This window comes from Halorussus sp. AFM4 (genome assembly GCF_051194995.1).
GTDB lineage: Archaea > Halobacteriota > Halobacteria > Halobacteriales > Haladaptataceae > Halorussus.
Genome location: NZ_JBNTJT010000001.1, coordinates 555971 through 578502, shown reverse-complemented (window position 1 = coordinate 578502; position 22532 = coordinate 555971). Strand labels below are relative to the sequence as shown.

The 22532-nt window shown below is 71.7% G+C and carries 21 protein-coding genes; 14 read left to right on the top strand and 7 right to left on the bottom strand.

The genetic code is table 11. The annotated features are described in order from the left end of the window. Nucleotides 1-53 precede the first annotated feature (53 nt). Together ACQUQF_RS02895 and solA are read left to right on the top strand one after the other, a co-directional pair. Nucleotides 54-776: a sugar phosphate isomerase/epimerase family protein gene (locus ACQUQF_RS02895; RefSeq protein ID WP_435175535.1), complete on the top strand. Its 723-nt coding sequence runs from the start codon at nt 54-56 to the stop codon at nt 774-776. Between the two features lie 8 nt (nt 777-784). Continuing rightward, nucleotides 785-1927 carry an N-methyl-L-tryptophan oxidase gene (solA, locus tag ACQUQF_RS02890; protein WP_435175533.1) on the top strand — a complete coding sequence of 381 codons (1143 nt, stop codon included), beginning with the start codon at nt 785-787 and terminating at the stop codon, nt 1925-1927. Here the strand turns inward: solA and ACQUQF_RS02885 are convergent. Then, nucleotides 1924-3360, bottom strand: a complete 1437-nt coding sequence (locus tag ACQUQF_RS02885; protein WP_435175531.1) for a glycosyltransferase family 1 protein — start codon at nt 3358-3360, stop codon at nt 1924-1926. The two genes, solA and ACQUQF_RS02885, sit on opposite strands and share 4 nt — an antisense overlap. A 241-nt stretch (nt 3361-3601) precedes the next feature. Between ACQUQF_RS02885 and dnaG the strand changes: the two genes are divergently transcribed. After that, nucleotides 3602-5089, top strand: coding sequence for a DNA primase DnaG (dnaG, locus tag ACQUQF_RS02880; protein ID WP_435175529.1), 1488 nt, complete (start codon nt 3602-3604; stop codon nt 5087-5089). 63 nt (nt 5090-5152) lie between these two features. Here the strand turns inward: dnaG and ACQUQF_RS02875 are convergent, their stop codons facing one another. Then, nucleotides 5153-5575 (bottom strand): GNAT family N-acetyltransferase, encoded by a 423-nt coding sequence (locus tag ACQUQF_RS02875; RefSeq protein WP_435175527.1) that lies wholly within the window; start codon nt 5573-5575, stop codon nt 5153-5155. Continuing rightward, nucleotides 5572-6876, bottom strand: coding sequence for a DUF92 domain-containing protein (locus ACQUQF_RS02870; protein WP_435175525.1), 1305 nt, complete (start codon nt 6874-6876; stop codon nt 5572-5574). Before ACQUQF_RS02870 ends, ACQUQF_RS02875 begins: the two co-directional genes overlap by 4 nt. Nucleotides 6877-7128: 252 nt before the next feature. On the opposite strand from ACQUQF_RS02870, the gene ACQUQF_RS02865 reads away from it, so the two are divergent. Then, nucleotides 7129-7737 carry an undecaprenyl diphosphate synthase family protein gene (locus ACQUQF_RS02865; protein WP_435175523.1) on the top strand — a complete coding sequence of 203 codons (609 nt, stop codon included), beginning with the start codon at nt 7129-7131 and terminating at the stop codon, nt 7735-7737. A 132-nt stretch (nt 7738-7869) separates the two neighbouring features. Here the strand turns inward: ACQUQF_RS02865 and uppS are convergent, their stop codons facing one another. After that, complete coding sequence (gene uppS, locus ACQUQF_RS02860; protein WP_435175521.1) at nt 7870-8820, bottom strand: polyprenyl diphosphate synthase; 951 nt, start codon at nt 8818-8820, stop codon at nt 7870-7872. A gap of 134 nt (nt 8821-8954) precedes the next feature. On the opposite strand from uppS, the gene ACQUQF_RS02855 reads away from it, so the two are divergent. From ACQUQF_RS02855 to hemA, 3 genes are all read left to right on the top strand, one after another. Further along, nucleotides 8955-9149 (top strand): cold-shock protein, encoded by a 195-nt coding sequence (locus ACQUQF_RS02855; protein ID WP_115797292.1) that lies wholly within the window; start codon nt 8955-8957, stop codon nt 9147-9149. 261 nt (nt 9150-9410) lie between these two features. Continuing rightward, a complete protein-coding gene (locus tag ACQUQF_RS02850) occupies nt 9411-9812 on the top strand; it encodes a DUF5778 family protein (protein WP_435175519.1) in 402 nt (133 codons plus the stop codon). A gap of 159 nt (nt 9813-9971) precedes the next feature. Continuing rightward, entirely contained in the window at nt 9972-11339 is a 1368-nt protein-coding gene (gene hemA, locus ACQUQF_RS02845) for a glutamyl-tRNA reductase (RefSeq protein ID WP_435175517.1), read from the top strand. A 75-nt stretch (nt 11340-11414) separates the two neighbouring features. Here hemA and ACQUQF_RS02840 read toward each other — a convergent pair whose 3' ends face one another. Beyond that, nucleotides 11415-12452 (bottom strand): lysylphosphatidylglycerol synthase transmembrane domain-containing protein, encoded by a 1038-nt coding sequence (locus ACQUQF_RS02840; RefSeq protein WP_435175515.1) that lies wholly within the window; start codon nt 12450-12452, stop codon nt 11415-11417. 132 nt (nt 12453-12584) lie between these two features. On the opposite strand from ACQUQF_RS02840, the gene ACQUQF_RS02835 reads away from it, so the two are divergent. The 6 genes from ACQUQF_RS02835 (at nt 12585) to ACQUQF_RS02810 (ending at nt 18425) form a co-directional block, all read left to right on the top strand. Beyond that, a complete protein-coding gene (locus ACQUQF_RS02835) occupies nt 12585-14378 on the top strand; it encodes a DUF3604 domain-containing protein (protein WP_435175513.1) in 1794 nt (597 codons plus the stop codon). Between the two features lie 81 nt (nt 14379-14459). Next, nucleotides 14460-14735 carry a 4a-hydroxytetrahydrobiopterin dehydratase gene (locus ACQUQF_RS02830; protein ID WP_435175511.1) on the top strand — a complete coding sequence of 92 codons (276 nt, stop codon included), beginning with the start codon at nt 14460-14462 and terminating at the stop codon, nt 14733-14735. 6 nt (nt 14736-14741) lie between these two features. After that, nucleotides 14742-15116 carry an LWR-salt protein gene (gene lwrS / locus ACQUQF_RS02825; RefSeq protein WP_435175509.1) on the top strand — a complete coding sequence of 125 codons (375 nt, stop codon included), beginning with the start codon at nt 14742-14744 and terminating at the stop codon, nt 15114-15116. 122 nt (nt 15117-15238) lie between these two features. After that, nucleotides 15239-15889 carry an HAD family hydrolase gene (locus ACQUQF_RS02820; RefSeq protein WP_435175507.1) on the top strand — a complete coding sequence of 217 codons (651 nt, stop codon included), beginning with the start codon at nt 15239-15241 and terminating at the stop codon, nt 15887-15889. A gap of 156 nt (nt 15890-16045) precedes the next feature. Then, nucleotides 16046-16741 carry a potassium channel family protein gene (locus tag ACQUQF_RS02815; protein ID WP_435175505.1) on the top strand — a complete coding sequence of 232 codons (696 nt, stop codon included), beginning with the start codon at nt 16046-16048 and terminating at the stop codon, nt 16739-16741. A gap of 1 nt (nt 16742) precedes the next feature. Beyond that, nucleotides 16743-18425 carry a TrkH family potassium uptake protein gene (locus ACQUQF_RS02810; protein WP_435175503.1) on the top strand — a complete coding sequence of 561 codons (1683 nt, stop codon included), beginning with the start codon at nt 16743-16745 and terminating at the stop codon, nt 18423-18425. Between the two features lie 38 nt (nt 18426-18463). On the opposite strand, the gene ACQUQF_RS02805 is transcribed toward ACQUQF_RS02810, so the two are convergent. Together ACQUQF_RS02805 and ACQUQF_RS02800 are read right to left on the bottom strand one after the other, a co-directional pair. Continuing rightward, nucleotides 18464-20404, bottom strand: coding sequence for a molybdopterin biosynthesis protein (locus tag ACQUQF_RS02805; RefSeq protein ID WP_435175501.1), 1941 nt, complete (start codon nt 20402-20404; stop codon nt 18464-18466). A gap of 439 nt (nt 20405-20843) precedes the next feature. Further along, complete coding sequence (locus ACQUQF_RS02800; RefSeq protein WP_435175499.1) at nt 20844-22085, bottom strand: molybdopterin molybdotransferase MoeA; 1242 nt, start codon at nt 22083-22085, stop codon at nt 20844-20846. Between the two features lie 90 nt (nt 22086-22175). On the opposite strand from ACQUQF_RS02800, the gene ACQUQF_RS02795 reads away from it, so the two are divergent. Continuing rightward, nucleotides 22176-22532, top strand: a complete 357-nt coding sequence (locus ACQUQF_RS02795; RefSeq protein ID WP_435175497.1) for an Hsp20/alpha crystallin family protein — start codon at nt 22176-22178, stop codon at nt 22530-22532.

The window sequence follows — 22532 nt, the reverse complement described above, 5'->3', positions numbered from 1 at the left end:
AGTCCACTTGCCCCGACGACAACCGATTTACGACGCCCCGCCGAACCCCCGCTATGCGACCTGCGATCCAGTTGTACACGCTCCGCGACCTCGACGAGCCGCTGCCCGACCTCCTGGCCCGCGTCGGCGACACCCAGTTCGAGGGCGTCGAGTTCGCCGGTCTCGGCGACGCCGACCCCGCCGAGATCCGCGACGCGCTCGACGACGCCGGTCTCGACGCCGCGGGCGCCCACGTCGGTGCCGAGGCGCTGGAGGACGACCTGCCGGGCGTGGTCGAGCGCTACGAGGCGCTTGGCTGCGACCGCATCGTCGTCCCGTACCTCGACGGGTCCGCGTTCGAGAGCGAGGACGCGGTCGCCGACACCGCCGACCGGCTGTCGGCCCTCGCGGACCGCCTCGACGACCGGGGCGTCGCGCTGGGCTACCACAACCACGACCACGAGTTCGTCGACCTCGGCGGCCGGTCGGCGTTCGAGGCGCTCGCCGACGCGACCGACTTCGACCTCGAACTCGACGTCGGGTGGGCGAACGCCGCGGGGTACGACCCGGCCGACCTGCTCGCCGAGTACAGCGACCGCGTCCCGCTGGTCCACCTCAAGGACGTCGCGGGCACCACGCCGGTCGAACTCGGCGAGGGCGACCTCGACGTCGGGGCCGCGGTCGAGGCCGCCGAGGACGCCGGGACCGAGTGGCTCATCTACGAGCACGACGAGCCAGACGACCCCGCGGCGTCGCTGGCCCACGGCGCCGAGACGCTGGCCGACCTGCTGGAGTAGTCGTTCCTGTGACCGACCGATACGACGTCATCGTCGTCGGCGTCGGCGGGATGGGGAGCGCGACGACCTACCACCTCGCGTCGCGGGGGCTCGACGTCCTCGGACTGGAACGCTACGACGTCCCCCACGACATGGGGTCCTCGCACGGCGTCACCCGGATCATCCGCAAGCCCCAGTACGAGGACCCGGCGTACGTCCCGCTCGTCCGCCGAGCCTACGACCTGTGGCGCGACCTCGAAGAGCGGACCGGCCGGGACCTGCTGCACGTCACCGGCGGCATCGACGCCGGCCCGCCCGACAGCGACGTGTTCGCCGGGTCGCTGCGGTCGTGCGAGGCCCGCGACATCGACCACGAGGTGCTGTCGGCCGCCGAGGTGAACGACCGGTTCCCCGGCTACGACCTGCCCGAGGGCCACCGCGCGGTGTACCAGCCCGACGGCGGGTTCCTCGTCCCCGAGCAGGCCATCATCGCCCACGTCGAGGCGGCCCAGGCGGAGGGCGCGGCGGTCCGCGCGAGAGAACCCGTTGCGGACTTCACCGCGCTCTCCGACGGCGGCGTCCGCGTGACCACCGCGAAGGACGCCTACGAGGCCGACCGGCTCGTCGTGACGGCCGGCGCGTGGGCCCGGAAGCTCCTGCCCGGACTCGCCGACGTCGCGGTCCCCGAGCGCCAGGTGCTGGCGTGGCTCCGGCCCAGCGCCCCGGAGCGGTTCGACCCGGAGAACTTCCCCGTGTTCGTCCACGCGACCGCGGACGGCCACTACTACGGCTTTCCCCGGTACGACGTCCCCGGGTTCAAGTTCGGGAAGTTCAACCACCTCGGCGAGACCGTCGACCCCGACGGGATGGACCGCGAGCCCCGCCCCGAGGACGAGCGGCTGCTGCGGGCGTACGCCGAGCGCTACTTCCCCGAGGGCGCGGGGCCGACGATGCGGCTCGCCACCTGCATGTTCACGAACACGCCGGACGGCCACTTCGTCCTCGACACGCTCCCGGACCGTCCGCAGGTCACGGTCGGCGCTGGGTTCTCGGGCCACGGCTTCAAGTTCGCGAGCGCCGTCGGCGAGGTGCTCGCGGACCTGGCCGTCGACGGGGAGACGGACCGCGAAGTCGGCCTGTTCGGCCTCGACCGGTTCGGGGACGCTCCTTAGGTCCCCGAACCGGCACTATCGCCGGCCGGCACGAACGCCGGCGTCCCCGGATTTCCGGCGTCGGCGTAGCCGAGCGACCGCAGCGCGTACACCAGGTCGGTGACCGTGGGGTCGTCGACCCGGTCGTCGGCGTCGACCCGGTCGGCCAGTTCGTCGAGGGGCACTTCGCCGTCGAACGCGCTGGCGGCCGATTCTACCGCCGCGAGGACGTCGCTGCTCCCGTTGTCCTCGAACGCTGCGAGTCGGCGCTCGACGCGGTCGACGAGGTCCTCGCGGGTCCGGCGGCCGCACTGCGCGGGACCCCGGACCTCGCGCACGCGGTCGACCATCCGGCGGTTCTCGGCGACCGCCTCGTCCCAGCGCTCGACCGCGCGGACCGCCAGCGATTCCAGGTCGTCGAGGCCGCCGGCGAGCCGGTAGTCCTCGGGCACGCAGTCGTAGGCCCACGGCTCGTCCCGGATCACGAGCACCTGCCCGCTGGCGGCCTGCTCGAAGGGGGTCCGGGGCATCGTCTCGTGGTCCGAGGCGACCACGGCGAGGTCGCCCGTTCGGAGCGCGGCCTCGTAGCGCTCGCGGGAGCACTCCGGGTAGGCGTCGACGAAGGGGTACTCCGCGAGCCCCTCGGGAATCGGGTCCATGTTCGTCATCAGGGTCCGGATGCCGAACTCCTCGTGGAGCGCCTCGGCGGCGTCCATCACCACGTCGAGGTTCTTCTTGCCCCAGCCGGAGCCCGCGACGTGGAGCCACTCGGGGTCCTCGGCGTACGATTCCTCGAACTCCTCGAAGTCGAGCGGGCTCCCGGTTTCGAGCGCGTCGCCGAGCAGGTCGTCCAGGAAGTCGTCGTCGAGCACCGAGCTGCCGTACTCCCGCATGCGCGAGGCGTCGACCCCGGCCTTGAACCAGAGCCCGTCGGCGACGGCCGCGGCCGACAGCTCGGCCTTCATGGGCTTGTCGTCCGGCAGTTCCCGGCCGTGGCGCTTGAAGGGGAGCCGCAGGTCGTGGACGTAGCCGACGACGTCGGTCGGCCGGACGCTTGCTTCCCGGCCCCCGCCGAGGCGGTCGAGCCACTTGGCGAGGTCGTACCGGCCGGTCACCTGCTGGTCGACCGCGACGTCGACGTAGCCGGTCTGCTCGAAGACGGCCTCCTCGACGGCCCGGAGCTGGGCCTCGGTGTAGCCCGTCTCGGAGAAGGCGTCCTCGTGGTCGTGGCCGTGCATGAAGGGCTCGGCCTCGACGAGGGTGACCCGGTCGCGGTCGGCCAGGACGTACTCGGGGTCGTAGTTCGCGGTCTCGGGCGGCGCCAGCAGCCAGTAGACGTGGAGGTTCGGGTCGACGGCGAGCCACTCCTCGACCAGCGCCACGGCGTCGTTGAGCGTGCCGTTGGCGGTCGCGTCGTCGGGCCGGTAGAGTTCGGGAACGAGGAGAACGCGCATCCTTCGCCCGACGGACGGCGGAGACGGCCTTTACCGTGGCGGCCGGTCGACGGAACGCGATCTCGGTCGTGCGCGACGGCCGGCGGTCGGCGGAGATGTAACGTTTCGGGTAGGATAGGCCCGCAAACAGTTCTGCTGACGACAGGTATTTCAGTCACGGCGTGTGATTTTAAAACATCCATGGCCGCGCTGCTCATGGACACATCACAATCCAGCCCCTCGCCGGGGCAGTTCACCACTCATGGACGACACAGCCAAATACGTCATTCACGCCGACATCACCGCCGACGGGGTGGTAGAGCGGAGTGACGTCGTCGGGGCGGTCTTCGGGCAGACCGAGGGCCTGCTCGGCGACGACCTGGACCTCCGGGACCTTCAGCAGTCATCCAAGCTGGGCCGCATCGACGTCGACGTCGACAGCGAGAACGGACAGTCCTTCGGCACCATCACCATCGCGTCGAGCCTCGACAAGGTCGAGACCTCGATCCTCGCGGCGGCGCTGGAGACCATCAGCCGCGTCGGCCCCTGCCGGGCCACCGTCTCCATCGCCGGCATCGAGGACGTGCGGGCCGCCAAGCGCCGCAAGGTCGTCGACCGCGCGAAGGAGCTCCTCTCGGAGTCGTTCGACGAGGACGTGATGTCCTCCCGCGAGATCATGGAGGAGGTCCGCCAGAGCGTCCGGGTCGAGGACATCGCCGAGTATGAGGGCCTGCCGGCCGGTCCCCGGGTGACCGACAGCGACGCCATCGTCGTGGTCGAGGGCCGGGCAGACGTACTCAACCTGCTGAAGTACGGCGTCAAGAACGCCATCGCGGTCGAGGGGACCAACGTCCCCGACGCGGTGGCCGAGCTCACCCAGAACCGGACGGTCACCGCGTTCCTCGACGGCGACCGGGGCGGCGACCTCATCCGGAAGGAGCTGGCGCAGGTCGGCGACATCGACTACGTGGCGTTCGCGCCCGCGAACAAGTCGGTCGAGGACCTCGCGCGCCACGAGGTCATGTCCGCGCTCCGGAGCAAGCGCCCCTTCGAGGAGTCGATGGTCGAGGAGGCGCCGGACGACGCCGACGGCGAGGACGCCGAGTCCGACGGCGCCGGCCCGGACGACGCGGAGGGAGCGCAGGCGGCGCGCGCCGACCCCGCCGCCGGCGAGGCCGGCCCGGCCGCGACCGACGGGAGCGCCCGCCCCGCGCCCGAGAGCGACGAGGACGTCGGACCGACCCCGGACGCCGCGGCCGAGGTGGCGGGCGCCGAGTCGCCGAGCGGCGGGGACGCCGCCACCGACGCCGAGACGGTCGGCGACGGGCCGGCGACAGACGCCGCCGCGACCGACGCCGAGCCCGCCCAGTCCGCTCCCGGCGCGGACGCCGACGACGAGACGACGGCCGACGGGACCGCGGACGACTCGACCGCGACGACCGGGGCCGCGGACGCGGAACCCGCGACCCTCGGCGAGCACGTCGCGGCGGTCGTCGACGCCGAGACGGGCACCGCCCGCCTGCTCGACGACGCGTTCGAGACGGTCGCCGAGGTGGCGGCCGAGAACGCCTTCGACGCGGTCGAGGGCGCCGACGAGCCGCCGTACGCGGTGGTCGTCGACGGCGTCATCGACCAGCGCCTCCTCGACGTGTCGGCCCAGCGCGGGGTCGGTCAGGTCGTCGGCGCCGACGTGGACGAGTTCGTCAAGCAGCCCGCGGACGTGCGGGTCCGGACCGCCGACCAGTTCTGAGGCGGCGACCGACACTGTCGGCTGCGTCCGGATCTGCCGCGGTTCCTCCGACTGGTCTCCGATTCAGAGCGCCCGCTCCATCGTTACCCCCGCGCTCCCGTCGTCGTAGTAGTCGGGCTCGCGACCGACCGCCTCGAAGCCGACCGACTCGTAGAGGCCCCTGGCGGCGCCGTTCGCCGGGTGGACCGTCAGCCGGACCCGCGAACAGCCGGCGTCGCGGAGCCCCTCGAACGCGGCCGCGAGGAGGCGGCGCGCCCGGCCCTCGCGGCGGTGCAGGGGCTCGACGGCGATCTCGGCGACGTACCCGACCGTCTCGTCGTGGAAGGCGACGAGGTAGCCCACCGGCTCGTCGTCGGGCGTCGTCGACACCAGCACGAGCGGCGGGCCGTCGGCGGCGTAGGTCAGCAGCGCCGGGTTCGGCTCGCGGAGCGCGGTCTGGATCTCGCCCAGGCGCTCGCGGTCGGCCGCGCGGGCTGGTCGGATCACGCCAGCGCGACCACCGCCAGCCCCGCCCCGACCAGCGCGCCCGTGAGGGTGGCGAGGAAGTTGACGGCCTGGTTGCCGAGGCGGTCGCCCTCCAGGGTCGCGCCGAGCAGGCTGTCCATCGTCATCCCGCCCGCCCCGGCGACCGTGATGACGGCCGCCCCCGCCGGGCCGACGCTCTCGAACAGCAGCGCCGCGATGCCGGCCACGACCGCCGCGCCGGCGACGCCGGCGAGTTCGCCCTGCCAGGTCACCCCGCCGTCGGTGCCGGGTTCGACCCGTTCGAGCGTGGTGATGAGCCGCGGCTCGTCGAAGATGCCGCCGATCTCCGAGGAGAGGGTGTCGCTCATCGCGGTGGCGATGGAGCCGGCGAACGCGAACAGGAAGATGTCGCCGGGAACCGTGAGCCGGCCGCGGGCGGCGTACGCCAGCACGGCCACCAGTGCCACCGCGGCGTTCCCGAGGACGTTGCCGCTGCCGCGGGCGCCCTCGTTGTCCTCGGCGACGCCGCGGGCGGCCTTCTCCTCGTAGCGGAACTTGGTCGAGAGGCTCCCGATGCCGAAGAAGGCGATGAGCACCGCGAACCAGCCGTACCCGCCGAGCACGATGGTCAGCATCGCCAGCAGCGCGCCGGTCATCATCCCCGGGATCGAGGCGGCGTCGAGCGCCCACGAGATGTAGCCGAACAGCGCGGTCACCGCGAGCGCGACCGCGATGCCGTCGACGGTCACCGTCACGGTGAGGTCGGCGAACAGCCACAGCAGGAACGCGACCGACAGCATCACCAGCGGGTCGTCGCGGGCGAACAGCACCGACCGGAGCAGGCCGGCCAGCAGCGCGCCGCTGGCCGCCAGGAAGACGACCTCGGGGAGCGCGATCGGCAGGCCCTGGAGCCGGAGCGCGAGCACCTGGCCGGCCACCGCGGCCAGCAGCGCGCCGGTGACGAACGCGCCGGTCCGGAGTATCGACTCGGCGTCGAGCTCCCAGGCGACCTGCTGGGCGAGGTTGCCGTAGCCGACGATCAGGACGCTGGCGACGAAGACGTGGTCCGGCAGGCCGGCGAACGAGGTCAGCAGCGCCAGCCCGGCGGCCGCGAAGGCGAACGCGGCCAGCCCGTGGAGCCGGCCCTCCTGGCGGTCGGCGGGCCGGGCGAACGTCTCGAACACCGGCCCGTCGGTGACCGACAGGCCAGCCAACGCGAGCGCGCCGAACGCCACCGCCGCCGCCCACTCCGCCGCCGGAGCCGCGAGCGCCAGCGTCGAGACGGCGGCGTACGCCGCCGCGCGCCGAACTCTGGTCGTCACGTTAGACGTGGGTTCCGCCGACGCCCACTTAATCTTCCCGAAGCGAGGGGACCCGTCGCCGTCGAATCGTCGGACGAGCGTCGGACGAACGGCCGACACGGCGGCTCTCGCGGTCCTCCGCGTGCGACCGTTTCCGCCTCGCTCGGGGAGGCGGGTCGCCGTTCCGGCGGAGTTCGGCGGACGTCACTGTCCCCGGAGCCGGGCCGCCGGCGGTCCGTGACGTTTAGGGCGGTGGACGGCAAACTACCGCTCGTGGGACTGTACGACCGGTATCTCGCCGCCCGCCTCCGGAGACACGACGCCGACCCGCCCGGTCACGTCGCGGTCAACATCACCGAGCGCGACCTGCTGGAGCAGGGGGCGTACGCGACCCTGGAGGCCTTCTTCGAGTGGGCGTTCGAGTACGACGTCGAGCGCATCACCGTCTACGTCAGCGTCCTCGACTCCGGGGCGGCCCCGACCCTCCGGCGGGAGCTCGACCAGGTGTCGGCCCCGCGCCCGCTGGCGGTCCGCGGGCCCGAGGACACCCACCGGGCCGACGCGCCAATCCAGGTCTCCATCGGACTCGGCGGCAAGCACGAGTTCGCGGGCGCGGTCCGGAAGATCGCCGAGAACGTCCGGGACGGCGAGCTGTCGGCCGAGCAGGTCGACGAGACCGACGTCGAGGACCACCTGGTGTTCCCGGAGAACCCCGACCTCGTGCTCAAGACCGGCGCCGAGCGGCTCTCGGACTTCATGATCTGGCAGTCGGTGTACTCGGAGCTGTACTTCACCGACGTGAACTGGCGGGACTTCCGGAAGCGCGACTACCTCCGGGCGCTGCTGGACTACAAGAACCGCCAGCGGCGGTTCGGCCGTTAGGGCGAACCTCGACGGTCGAGCGAAGCGAGTCCGTCGGCGGTTCGGTCGGTAGACCGAACGCCGTCGCGAGCGGAGCGAAGTGACGGTAGTTCGGCCGTTAGGGCGAACCTCGACGGTCGGGTCGGGCGGGCCTTAATCCATCGACGACTCGCTCTCGACGTCCATCTCCTCGATGCGCAGGTCGTCGGCGCTCAGGTCCTCCACGCTCGACTCCTCGGGGAGGCTCCCGCGGAACCGGTCGATGATGCTGCGGGCCTCGGCGAGTTCGACGCCGCCGATGGCCTTCACCAGCGCCGCCGCGCGCTTGACCCGGGCGCGGCGCCACGACTCCTCGCGGGACTCGTAGGTCCGGATGCCCCGGAGGAAGTCCACCTTCGAGAACTCGGGCCAGTAGGGCGTGCAGAAGAAGACCGCGGCCTCGTTGCCGTTGGCGTGCCACGGCAGGAAGTTGGAGGTGCGCTCGTCGCCGCCGGTCCGGATGATGAGGTCGACGTCGCGGACCGGCTGGTCGTAGAGCCGGCTCTCGATCTCGGCGACGTCGACGTCCTCGGGGTCGAGCTCACCGTCCTCGACCGCGCGGGCGACGTCGCGGGCGGCGCCGAGCAGTTCGTTCCGACCGCCGTAGGCCAGCGCGACGTTGAGCGTGAACGAGTCGTAGTCGGCGGTCCGGCGCTCGGCGTAGGCGGTGGCCTCGCGGACGCGCTCGGGGAGCCGCTCCCGGTCGCCGATGACCCGGATGCAGACCTCGCCGTCGTGGACCCGGTCGTCGTCGCCGAACTCGTAGAGCTTCTCCTCCAGCAGGTCGAACAGCGCCTCGCGCTCGTGGTCCGGCCTGTCGAAGTTCTCGGTAGAGAAGGCGTACAGCGTCAGCTCCTCGACGCCCATGTCCTGACACCAGTTCAGCACCCGCTCGGTCGTCTCGGCGCCGGCGCGGTGGCCGTCGGGGGCGTCGCCGCCCTGCTTGCTGGCGTAGCGCCGGTTCCCGTCCTGGATGACGGCGACGTGCGTCGGGGCACCTGAGATCTCCCGTCTGAGGAGGCGTTCGTATGCGGCCCGGGCGCGCCGCTGTACCCACGTGAACATCCGTTACCGGCACGGACAGCGCCGAGCGCAATTAGCCTTTTGACCCCGAAACGTCCGGGTCGGTGACCTGTCGCCCCAACACGTTCAGCTAGTTGCATACCTTTTTAAGCGTGGAGCGACTCAACACGAATGCAATGGCGAAAGGTACGGTTGATTTCTTCAACGACACCGGCGGTTACGGTTTCATCGACACAGAGGACTCCGAGGAAGACGTGTTCTTCCACATGGAGGACATCGGCGGCCCGGACCTCGAAGAAGGGCAGGAAGTCGAGTTCGAGATCGAGCAGGCGGACAAGGGTCCGCGCGCGAAGAACCTCGAGCGCCTGTAAGCGTCACACATCGAACTGAGCTTTTATTGGAGCAAGTCCGCTAGCGACCGCGCCGGTCGGCGTCGAATTGCGGCGTCAGGTCGGGAGCCGCGTGTACAGTCGGGAGAAACGGGGTTCGGCCGTTGGTAGCACGTTCGACCAGTGGCAACGCTTTCGGCTACCACGGACGGCTCCGGTTCGTCGCAACTCGTTCGGCCGAGAGCGCCGACCGCGCGCGGTCGAACCGCAGGGCGTTTAACCGGCGGTCGGCTTCGCTCTCACATGGACGACGCAGTCGACGAGGACCTCTACCGCCGGACGAAGCAGTTGCTCGAACCCGGCGACATCGAACTCAACGGCGCCATCGTCAGGACCGACCTCGGCAGCGACGAGGAGACCGAGATGCACCAGGCGACCGTCGACGTCGGCGAGATCATCGCCGAGCACGCCGGCCACGATCCCACGGACACGTTCGTCTACTCGGGCACCGACGACCCCGAGTTCGCCTCGAACCAGCACCAGGGGCTGACGCTCGACGACGAGTCGTTCGTCTGGGAGTGCCAGCAGCTGCTCCGGGACGGCACCTTCGACGTCGTGTTCTACTACGAGGCCGACGCCGACCACGAGGCCATCCTCGAGGACGTCCGGGAGCTCGGGTTCGACGCGGTCGGCGTCGAGGGGTGACGCCGGGTTGCAGGTACCTGCAGAACGTGTCTCGTTTGGAAGGCTTTACGTACCGGCCGTCCATAGCTTTCGGCAACGACGGTTCGACGGACGAACACAGGGTGACAACATGACTCTCGAACTCTCTCTCTCTGACACGCGGGCCGGGGGGCGGTCGCCGTGACCGCCGCGACCGGCGTCGTCTCCGGCGTCCGGGTCAGCCACGACCGGGCGAGCCTCGAGGCGGTCGAGGCGGCCTGCCACGCCGACGACGAGGCGGTCCTCCGGCGGCTGCTCGACGCTCCCGGCGTCGAGGAGGCGTTCGCGCTCCAGACGTGCAACCGCTTCGAGGCCTACGTGGTCACGGACGGCGAGGCGGTCGGCCGGGCGACGCTGGCCGACTTCGCGCCCGACGTGGCCGACCACTCGGTCGTCGAGATGGGCCACGAGCAGAGCCTCCGGCACCTGATGCGGGTCGCGACCGGGCTGGAGTCGCTCGTGCTCGGCGAGGACCAGATCCTCGGCCAGCTCCGGGACGCCTACGCGCTGGCCCACGACCTCGGCGCGCTCGGCCCGATGCTCGACGCGGCGGTCACCAAGGCCATCCACGTCGGCGAGCGCGCCCGGACCGAGACCGCCATCAACGACGGCGCGATGTCGGTCGGGAGCGCGGCGGTGAAGCTGCTGGCCGAGGAGACCGCCCTCGCCGGGGCCACCGCGCTGGTCGTCGGCGCGGGCGAGATGGGCACCATCGCGGCCCACGCGCTCGCCGACGCCGGCGTCGGGACGCTGTACGTCGCCAACCGCTCGCCCGAGGGCGCGGCCGAGGTGGCCCGCGACGTCGACCACGGCGACGTCCGCACCCTCGCGCTCGACGAACTCGACGCCGCGCTCGCCGCCGCCGACGCGGTCGTCTCGGCGACCGGGAGCAGCGGTCACGTCCTCACCGCCGACGACTTCCGGGGCGTCGGCGAGATTCGGGTCGTCGACATCGCCCAGCCCCGCGACGTCTCGCCGGCCGCCGACGCGGTCGACGGCGTCACCGTCCGCGGGATGGCGGCCCTCGAGTCGGTCACCGACGAGACCGAGCGCAGACGGCGGGCCGCCGCCGAGTCGGTCGAGGCGATGATCGACCGGGAGTTCGACCACCTGCTGGAGAGCTACAAGCGCAAGCGCGCCGACGAGGTCATCTCGGCGATGTACGAGAGCGCCGAGCGCGTCAAGGAGCGGGAGCTCTCCGAGGCGCTCTCGAAGCTCGACGCGACCGGCGACCTCTCGGAGCGCCAGCGCGAGGTCGTCGCGTCGATGGCCGACGCGCTGGTCTCCCAGCTGCTCGCGCCGCCGACCAAGAGCCTCCGGGACGCCGCGGCCGAGGACGACTGGGCCACCATCAACACGGCGCTCCAGCTGTTCGACCCGGACTTCGGCGGCGACGACCGCCCGCCGGAGTTCGTCCGCGACGCGATCGCCGACGGCGACGTGCCCGACGAGGTTGCCGAGCGGATGCCCGACGACGTCGCGGCGAGGGTCAGCGCCGACGACGATTGACTCCGGTTCCGGCGACCGGGGGCTGATTCTGCGTTCAGTACGGAGGTAGCGACTGTCGGGCCGGGTGCGTCCCGCTCACCGGCGGTGGGCGCGGGCCTCGACCGTCAGCGCCGCGGTGACGGCGCCGCCGAACAGGAGCGGCGCCCAGTAGGTCGCGCCGCGGTAGAGCACCACGCCGGCCGTCGCGCCGGCCACCGGCACCCCGCCGACGGCGACCAGGAGGCCGACCAGCGCCGCCTCGATGCCGCCGACCCCGCCCGGAAGCGGAATCGCGATGGCGAGCATCCCCACGGGCAGGACGAAGGCCGCCAGGCCGCCCCCGACCGGGTGACCCACCGCGCGCAGCGAGAGCCAGAACGCCAGGACCAGACACCCCCAACCGGCGGTCGAGAGCCCCAGGCAGACCACCAGCCGGCGTCGGTAGCCGAACACCCGGCCGACCCCGCCCAGGAACGCCTCGACCCGCCCGGCGAGGCGGGCGGTGTCGACCGGCAGCACGCGACCGGTGACCCGGTTCGCGGCCGCGACGGCCCCGACGGTCGTCCGGGTGAGCGACCGCCCGACGTCGGTCCGGAAGCGCCAGGCGAGCGCCCCGGCGACGACCGCGGCCATCGCCACGCCGAACACCGTCATCGCGGCCAGGCGCAGCTCGGCGGAGCGCTCCCCGGCGGCGACGAGCGACACCAGTCCGGCGAGCGCGAACGCCGGCGACGGGGCGAGGTTGACCAGGTCGACGCTCGCCACGGCCGCCAGTCCCGTCTCGTACTCGGTATCGGTCGAGCGCGCGATGACGGCCGCCGACAGCGCCTCGCCGCCGACCTGCGCGAACGGCGTCAGCCCGTTGAAGAACGTGGCGCTCGCGTAGACCAGCACCGACCGCCACGGGGTCACGTCCACGCGGAGCGTCCGGAGCGCGACGTACAGCGAGAGCCCCCAGGCGACCAGCCAGGCGGCGGCGACGCCGAGGGCGGCGGCGGTCGCCCGCGGCTCCGCGTCGGCGAGTCCCCCGACGACGGCGTCGATGCCGACGACGGCGGCGAGGGCGGCGAGGGCGAGAAACGCGGCCAGGAATCCCCAGAGGACCGTCCGGGCCGAGACGTGGGTGTCTGCCATCGTGACTGAACCAACGTTCAGTCCGAACTGACAAAAGGACGCCGTCCGGCCGAGCCGTCGTCGCAGGCGGTTCTGGCCTGACCGGCCTCGCGCGGCGGAAGCGCTAATTGGCCGGGGGTAGAAATCGGGAAAGTGACACTCGTCCCCGACTTCCTCGCGAAGGGCCGCGAGTCGGTCCGGCTGTTTCTCGCCGGCGCACCCTCGGTCCGGGACCTCCTCGCCAGCCGGCACAGCGAGTTCGAGAGCGCCCACGTCGTCGTCCCCTCGACGGCCGTCGTCGGCGAGTCGGCCTCGCTCACGGTGCAGGCCTGGGACCGCTACGAGCGACTCGTCGCCGACCCCGCCGAGCGGTTCGTCGTCGAGTCGACCGATCCCGCGGCGACGCTGCCGGACGCGCTCGAACTCGACGGGAACCCGGTCGTCCGCGCCCGGGGCGTCGAGTTCGCCACGCCCGGCGTCCACTACGTCACGCTCCGGCGGCGCGGGACCGACGAGGCGTTCGTCAGCAACCCCGTCCGGGTCCACGAGTCGGCGCCGGACCACCGGGTGTACTGGGGCGACCTCCACTTCCACTCCCGGCTCTCCGACGGGGTCGGCAGCGTCGAGAAGGGGTTCCGGTTCGCGCGCGAGGTGATGGCGCTCGACGTCGTCGCCTGCACCGACCACGACACGATGGGCTTTTTCATCCCGCCGGCGCTCCAGCTCCGGCAGATGCGCCGGCGGTACGTCGACCGGACCAAGGCGGCGGTCGAGGACCACCACGACCCCGGCGAGTTCGTGACGCTGTTCGGCTACGAGTGGACGAAGCAGCCCACCGTCGGCGGCCACGTCAACGTCTACTTCGAGTCGGTCGACAGCGCCCGGCTGTTCGACTCGCGCAGCCCCGAGTCCGACACCTACGAGGGGCTCTGGGACAGCCTGCGGGCGTGGCGCGAGGAGACCGGCGACCGGGTGCTGACGATCCCGCACCACCCCGCGGAGGCGCTCTACCCGTTCGACTTCGACGCGACCGACTACGACGACGAGCTCGCGCCGCTGGTCGAGGTGTACTCCCAGTGGGGCAGCAGCGAACTGCGGGGCGCCGACGGGAACCCGAAGCCAATCGGCGGCATCGGCAGCGGCGAGGTCGACGAGCCCGGCCACTACGTGCAGGACGCCCTCGCGATGGGCAACCGCGTCGGGATGATGGCGGCCTCGGACATCCACGGCCCGTACCCCGGCCACTCCCACATCCACGTGCCGCCCCACCTCCCGCGGCTCTCGGAGTGGCTGGGCGACGGCGTCGGCTGGGGACTCATCTGGCGGGTGTGGAACGAGCGGAGCTACCCCGGCGGGCTCACCGCGTTCTACGCCCCCGAGCTCTCCCGGGAGGCGGTGTTCGACAGCCTCGACCGTCGGGCGGTGTACGGGACGACACAGCCCCGCCGCATCCTCGTCTCGTTCGCGGTCGACGGCCTCCGGCTGCGAGACGCCCGGAGCGTCGTCGCGGCGGACGGTCCCGAGGCCGACCGCCGGGTCGAGCTCTCGGTCGCCGGCACCGCGCCGCTCGACCGGGTCGAGGTCGTGAAGAACAACGACGTCTGGCGGGTCGCCGAGGGCGTCGCCGCCGACTCGCGCGCGGCCGCGGCCACCGCGGACGGCGGAACCGGTGCGACGTCGTCCGACGCGGACTCCGGGACGACGATCCCGGCCGAGGTCGGCGAACCCGGCCGCTTCGGACCGCCGAGCCGGTACGCGCCGTCCGGCGACCCCGACTTCGACGCGTACACGCTGGAGGCGACGTTCGTCGACACCGAGCCGGTGACCGGGCTCTCGTGGGACGGGGACCGGGGCACCGACGACGACCACTACTACCTGCGGGTCCGCCAGACCGACGGCGGGATGGCCTGGGCCGGCCCGATCTGGGCGAGCGCCGGCGACGACTGACCGCGGACCCCCGTCTGGCCGACCCCACGGTTCGCACGCCCGCCACCGAACTTTATCAGCGATCACGTCGAACTACCGGACATGGCAGACCTGCTTTCCGACGACGAGATCGAGGCCGAGATGCCAGACGACTGGGAGCGCGTCGGCGACGAGATCGTCCGGGTGTACGAGTTCGACGACTACCTCGAGGGGGTCGCGTTCGCCAGCGAGGTCGGCGAACTCGCCGAGGAGGAGTTCCACCACCCGACCATCGAGATTCGGTACGGGGAGGTCGAGGTCCGGTTCACCAGCCACGAGGAGGGCGGCATCACCGACGCCGACATCGAGATGGCCGAACTGACCGACGACCTGCGCTGACCCCGCATGGACGCCAGCTACGTCTTCGCGGTCCGGTTCCGGCTCGACCCGGCGGCCGAGGGCGTCTCGCTGTCGCCGAACGAGTTCGAGACCCGGTTCCGGCGAGAGGCCGACCCGCCGGGCGAGGAGGGGTGGCTGTTCTTCCGGGACAACCTCTGGCGCGGCGAGATCAACGACGACCGGCACTTCCGGCGGCTGGTCGAGGAGGCGCTGGGCGTGACGGTGCTGTCGGTCGAGTACCGCGCGTTCGAAACCGACGAGGAGTACCTCGACGCGCTCAAGGACGCCGTCCGCGACGACCTCGCGGAGTTCAACGCCGACTCGGTGTCGGAGGTGCTGAACAAGTACCTCGGCAGTTCGCTGGAGGTCCGGCGGGAGTAGGGCTCGGTTCGTCCGAATCCCGGTCGCGGACGGACTGCACTCGGACCCGGACGGACTGCACTCGGTCGCGGTCGAGCCCCGGAAAACGCTTAAATTCCCCGAGTGCTTACTCAGTTGTCCCTATGGTCGCCCGCGAGTACGACTACTGGCTGCTCGACCTCGACGGCACCCTCATCGACGTGGACTGGTCGTACCCCCGGTCGGTGTTCGACCGGGTCGGCGATCGGCTCGGCCGGGAGTTCACCGACCGCGAGGCCGAGATCCTCTGGCACGGCCTCGGCGGGAACCGCAACGACCAGCTCCGGGAGTGGGGCATCGACCCCCAGGAGTTCTGGCCCGCGTTCCACGACGTCGAGGACCCCCAGCGCCGGGCCGAGGAGACCTACCTCTACGACGACGCCGCGTTCGTGGGCGATCTCGACTGCCCGGTCGGGCTGGTGACCCACTGCCAGTCATTCCTGGCCGACCCGGTGCTCGACGAGCTCGACATCCGCGACTGGTTCGACGTCGTGGTCTGCTGCGACGAGGACCTGGGCTGGAAGCCCGACCCGGCGCCGCTCCACCACGCCAGCGAGCGAATCGGCGTCCACCGGGACCGCCACGAAGGGGTGTACGCGGGCGACGGCGCGAGCGACGTCGGCGCGGCGTGGAACGCCGGCCTCGACGCCATCCACGTCGAGCGCCACGGCCACCACCGCCGCGAGCAGTGCGTCCTGGGCGACTACCGGGTCGAGTCCTTCGAGGAACTGCTGACGACCGCCAGCGCGGACTGACGGGTCCCGCGGTCGGCCGGTCCGGAGTCGGCGAACACCTCGGAGATGAATCTCCGGCGACAGCAATTCGGATTGGTCGATTTGGGGCCCGCCTGATTTCCGAATCCGAGACGAACCGCTATCTTTTCGTTTCCCCCGAAGGGACAGTCTCGAAAGATGTACATCGTCATCGTCGGCGCCGGCAACATCGGCACGCCGCTCATCGAGATCGCGACTGCAGGGGGGAACGAGGTCGTCGTCGTCGAGAAGGACGAGGCGAAGGCCGAGCGGGCCGCCTCGTCGTTCGACTGCCTCGTGCTCAACGACGACGCGACGATAAAGGACACGCTGGTCGACGCGGGAATCGACCGCGCGGACGCGCTCATCTCGACGACCGACCAGGACGCGACCAACATCATGGTCAGCCTGCTCGGCCAGGAGCTGGCGGTGCCCAACATCGTCTCTGTGGTCCACGACCCCGACCACATGGAGCTGTTCCGCCGGATCGGCGTCAACACCATGCAGAACCCCCAGCGGCTCATCGCCGAGTACCTCTACCGCGCGGTCAAGCGGCCCTCCATCATCGACTACATGCGAATCGGCGACGAGGCCGAGGTGTTCGAGATCAGCGTCGGCCCCGACGCCGATATCGCGGGCAAGACCATCGAGGAGGCCGCCTCGGCGGGGCTGCTCCCCGAGGACATGCTCATCGTCGCGGTCGAGCGTAACGGGGCCGACCAGCCGATCACGCCCCGCGGTGACACCGAGATCGAGGCCGGGGACGTCGTGACGGTCTACTCCGAGCGGGGTGCGACGCCCGAAGTGACCGACGTGTTCGGCCACTTCGAGGACCACGACGACGCCGACCGCTGACATGGCCGGGAACCGGACCGTCCGTCGGATTCCGGCGGACCTCGCCACCATCGCGCGGGACGTGGGGTCGCTGCTCGCGATGGAGTCGGCGATGATGGCGTTCACCGTGGGCGTCGCGCTCGTCTTCGCCGAGTGGTACGGCGCACTCGCCTTCCTCGTCGCGGCCGGCGTCACCGCCGCCGTCGGGCTGGGCGCCCGGCGTGCGTTCGCCGACGCGCCCGAACCCCGGATGAAACACGGGATGATAATCGCCGCCTCGGGGTGGTTCTTCGTCGCGGTGTTCGGGGCGCTGCCCTTCCTCCTGATGGCGTACCTCACGCCGCCGGCGGTGATGGCGACGTACGTGTCGTCGCCGGGACCGGAGTCCTACGAGGCGGTGACCGTGTTCGGGGCGACCTCCCGGTCGAGCCTCGTCTACTTCCGGCACCCGCTCCACGCCTTCTTCGAGAGCATGAGCGGGTGGACCGGGTCGGGGCTGACCATGGCGGTCCACGAGCCGACGCTGCCCCGCGCGATCCAGTGGTGGCGGTCGTTCATGCAGTGGGTCGGCGGCGTGGGCGTCATCGTGCTCACGACCGCCATCCTCGCCCGGCCCGGCAGCGGGAGCTACGCGCTCTACCGGAGCGAGGCCCGCGAGGAGAAAATCCACCCCAGCATCATCTCGACGGTCCGGACCGTCTGGAAGATCTTCGTGCTCTACACCGCCCTGGCGGTCGTCGCGATGTTCGTCGCCATCTCGCTGTCCGACTACGGCGCCCGGCTCCCGACCTGGCAGGCGTTCTGGCAGGCGCTCAACCACGCCATGACCGGGCTGTCGACCGGCGGGTTCTCGGTCACCGACAACTCCATCGGGACCTACGACTCGCCGCTCATCGAGACGGTGCTGCTGCCGATCATGGCGCTGGGCGCCATCGCGTTCCCCATCCACTACGTCGTGCTCGCCGAGCGCGACCCCGAGCCGCTCTGGGAGGACCTCCAGACCCGGTGGCTGCTGCTGCTGTTCGGGGTGGGCGTGCTCGTCCTCTCGCTCCAGAACGCGACGGCGGTCACCGCGGCGTTCGAGGCGGCCGACTACGCCGGGCTCCAGTCGGTCGGGCTCACGGCGGCCCAGACCACCGCGGTACGGGACTCGGCGTTCCAGTGGATCAGCGCGCTGTCGTGCACCGGATTCCAGTCCTCGCCCATCGGCGGCTGGCAGGCCGGCGGGAAGCTGCTGCTGTCGGTGGCGATGGTGATCGGCGGCGCGGCCGGGTCGACCGTCGGCGGCATCAAGATCATCCGGGCCTACACCATCGGCCGGGGCATCATCTGGCAGTTCTCCAGGGTCTTCCTCCCGTCGAGCGCGATAGTCACCGCCGAGATAAACGGCCGGCGGCTGGGCCGCAACGAGATGGAGCGGGAGTTCAGCGAGGCCGCCATCGTGAGCATGCTGTGGGTCACCCTGCTGGTCGCGAGCGCGCTGGTGATGGTGAACGTCACCGGCCCCGACCACGACCTCGCCGACGCGCTGTTCGAGGTGGCCAGCGCCCAGGGCAACGTCGGGCTCTCGACGGGCATCACCGGGCCGGGGATGGCCCCGGTGGCCGAGGGGATGTTCATCCTCAACATGTGGGTCGGCCGGCTGGAGATCATCCCCGTGCTGGTGTTCGCCCGCTCGCTCCTCTACGGCCTGAACCCGCAGTGAACGCCCGCCGCTCTCCCCTTCCAGGCCGTTCTACTCCGCTATCGACCGAATCCCGGCAGCTCTGCGACGACCCCGTCTAGCTGCTCGTCCAGCGCGGCCGACAGGTCCCGGACGCCGGGCTTGTCCGCCCGGTCGGGGTTCGCCAGCACCCGGACCGTCTCGGTCCCGACCGGCACGAACCCCAGGCCCAGCTTCTCGGCGGTCGCGCGCAGGCCGAGTCCGGCGTCGGCCTGACCGCCGGTCACCTTCCGCGCGGGGCTCTCGTGGGCCTTCGCGGCGAGTCCGAAGCCGTCGATGCTGTCGGTCAGCTCGCGCCGACCGGTGTCCCGCTCGTCGGCCAGCGCCGCGAGCGCGTCGTCGAGGCTCGCCCGCAGCCCCGAGTCCGACCCCCGGTTGACGAACCGGAGGTCGCGGTCGACCAGGTCCGCCAGCCCCTCGACTCCCTCGGGGTTGCCGGCGGGCACGACCAGTCCCCACTCGCGCTCGTAGGCCGCGAACTCGGTGGCGTCGACGCCCGACTCCCGCCCGCTGTCGCCGGTCGCCACCGCGAAGTCGGGCACGCCGTCCCGGAGCCGGCGCAGCCCGCCCCGGGTCCCGACCGAGAGGTACCGCGGCCGGTCGACCGCGTCCAGCAGCCGGGCCAGCGCGGGGTCGTCCTCGCCGACCCCCAGCACCGCGGGCGGGCGGACGTCCGGCGAGAACAGCCGGACCTCGACCTGCTCGCCCGCGGCGACGTAGGCGGTGTCGGCCGGCACCTCGACCACGCCGTCGGCCTCGACCAGGCTGGTGGTCGCGCCGCTGCCCTTGTCGACGACGTAGGCCAGCAGGTCGCCCTCGTCGGATTCGCTGCTGGCGGCACCCGCTTCCGCTTCGTCCCCGCCGGTCTCGACCAGCCCGACCGGCATCAGCCGCGTCCGGCCCTCGCCGTAGCGCTCCTCGGCGGCCATCCGGGCCTCCACGGTCGCGGTCCGCGGCTCGGGGAGGCCGGCGGCCCGGCGGATCGCGGGCGCGACGAACGTCCGGAAGATGGTGAGCGCCGACACCGGGTAGCCCGGCAGGCCGACGTAGGCGCTCTCGCCGACCCGGCCCACGAGCATCGGCTTGCCGGGCTTGACCGCCACGCCGTGGAGCAGGAGCTCGCCCCGCTCCTCGATCACGCGGTAGATGACGTCGACCGCGCTCGCGCTGGTCGATCCCGACGACAGCACCAGGTCGCACTCGTCGGCGGCCTCCCGCAGGACGGTCTCCATCTCGTCGTAGTCGTCGCCCGCGTGGGGGTAGAGCTCCGGCTCGCCGCCGGCCTCCTCGACCGCGGCGGCGACGGTGTAGCTGTTGACGTCGTAGATCTGGCCGGCCGCGCTGTTGAGCTCCCCGCCCGGCCGGACCAGCTCGTCGCCGGTCGAGACGATGCCGACGGTCGGTCGCCCGCGGACCGGCACCGACTCGACGCCGAGCGCCGACAGCAGGCCGATCTCCCGGGGCGTCAGTCTGGTGCCGGGGCCGAGCGCGCGCTCGCCCGCGGCCACGTCGGCGCCCGCGAGCATCACGCTGTCGCCCGGCGCGACCGCGGTGCGGACGAGGACGCGGTCTCCGTCGTCTGCTTCTTCGGTGCGCTCGACCATCACCACGGCGTCCGCGCCCGGCGGCATCACGGCTCCCGTGGAGATCTCGGCGGCCTCGCCCTCGCCGACCGCGACGTCGGGCTCCTCGCCGGCGTGGACCGCCCCGACCAGGTCGAGGGTCGCGGGATCGGTCTCGTCGGCGCCGAAGGTGTCGCGGGCCCGGACCGCGTAGCCGTCCATGCTCGCCCGGTCGAACCCGGGCACGTCGAGGTCGGCGTCGACGCGCTGGGCTAACACTCGTCCTCTGGCCTCGGCGAGGGGGACTTCCTCGGGGTCGGGCGCAAGGTCGAGGCTCGCGATGGCGTCTTTTGCGGCTTCGGGGTCGGCGAGGTCTCTGAACTCCTTTCGCTCTGTCATCGGGTATCAGCTCCTGGTCTCTGCTTCGTCAGGTCGGTAGCTGTTGCTTGACTCTCGATACTCTTCGCACCCGGAATAATCACGGGAGAGACGGCCCAGAGAGCCCCCGGCCGGTCGCGGTCGCTCAGCGACATATCCTCGGCTCGCTTCGCTCGCCGGAAGACGGTCCTGCTCGCTTCGCTGTGCGGGCTGCGACTTCCGAGGTCACGCTCGCTGCGCTCGCGTGACCGCCTCGGATAGGGGTCTCTGAGACGACCAGGTGAACGCGACCGGCCGGCCCCTTTCATCCACCCAGACGGAAAACGGAGTTCCTCTGGCGAGAGCCTCACACCTCCCCAGCCGCCTGCGCTTCTCGGCCTTCGGCCTGCGATGCTCGTCCCTCGCGCGGCTCGGCGTGGCATGAAGCCGCGCCAGCGCGCGCCAATCGTCGAGGAGGTGTTCATGCTATCCACTCCCAGTCTTGGACCGACACGATTTCACCTTCGGGAATCCCCTCGCGGCCCTCGGGCACCTCGACCCAGCCGTCGGCCAGCGCCACGCTCGACAGCACGCCCGATCCGGACGCTCTCGTGGGCGTCGCGGTCGTCTCGCCGTCCTCCTCGTCCAGTTGCACCCGGGCGAACGTCCGGATGCCGGGCTCGCTCCGGATCTTCCGCGCCAGTCGGGCCTCGGTCGTCGGGAACCCCTCGATGGGAAGCCCGCCGGCCGTCTTCATCGCGGGCCGGAGGAACTGGACCGCGTTGATGATGCAGGCGACCGGGTAGCCCGGGAGCATGACGACGGGGGTGTCCTCGACGACTCCCACCGCGACCGGGTGGCCCGGCTTGAGCGCGACGCCGTGGAACAGGAGCTCGCCGAGGTCCGAGACGACTTCGGGGAGCAGGTCGCGCTCGCCGACCGACGACCCGCCGGTGGTGACCACCACGTCCTTCGTCAGGTCGCGCTGGACGGCCGCCCGGAGCGCGTCGGGGTCGTCGGTCACCACGTCGCGGTAGGTGGCGTCGCCGCCCCAGCGCTCGACGTAGTGGGAGACCGTCAGCCCGTTGGTCTCGACGACCTCGCCCGGCTCGGGGTCGGCCTGGACCAGCTCCTCGCCCGTCGGAATCACTCCCACGGTGGGACGGTCGCGGACCTCGACCGTGTCGACGCCGACCGACTTGAGCAGTCCCAGGTCCGAGGGTCGCAGGCGGTGGCCCGGGTCGTAGAGGCGCTGGCCCGCCTCGACGTCCTCGCCGACCGGGGCGACGTTCTCGCCCTCCGCGACGGCGTCGAAGACCTCCACCTCGTCGCCGAACTCGTCGGTCTGTTCGATCATCACCACGGCGTCGGCGCCCGGCGGGAGTTCGCTGCCGGTGTGGACCCGGACCGCGCCGTCCGGGGGCACCTCGTCGGCGTCCTCGGGGCCGCCGGCGTGCCGGAGCACCTCGGGCGACCGGTCGCTCGCGCCGAAGGTGTCGCGGGCCCGGACCGCGTAGCCGTCCATCGCGGCCCGGGGGTAGTGGGGCACGTTCCGGGCCGCGACGACCGCCTCGGCCAGCGCCCGTCCGTCGGCCGACGAGAGCGGCACCTCCTCGGTCCGGCCGTGGGGCCTCACGGCGTCGAGGAGGCGCTCGCGGGCCGCCGCGAGCCGCGTCTTGTCCTTGAACCCGGACCGCTTGCGGTCGGGTCGTTCGTCGCTCATGGGGTGAAATCGGCCGCCCGAGGCCAAAAGCGTGTGGGACCGCCCGGACGGACCACACCCTTTTTCGCCCCGCCGTCCTAACACGCTGGTATGTCAGCGCTTCGTGATGCCATGCGGGAGTTGCCGGACGCGGTGTTCGCCGACCTGCTGGAGAGCGACGAGGCCTACCTGCTGGTCATCGACCTGCCGGGTGCCAACGAGCAGACGGTGGACGTCGACGTGGTCGACGGGCGGCTCGAGATCGAGGCGCGCCGCGAGAAGGACGTGCCGACGGAGTTCTCCTACCTCCAGGAGGAGCGCTCGCTGTTCCTCGACGCCGAACTGCCGCTGCCCCCGGACGCCACCGGCGCGGGCGCCGAGGCCACCATCGACCGTGGCGTCCTCGAACTCCGCCTGCCCAAGCGCGACGCCGCCCCGGAACGGGACATCCCCGTCGAGAGCCGGTGA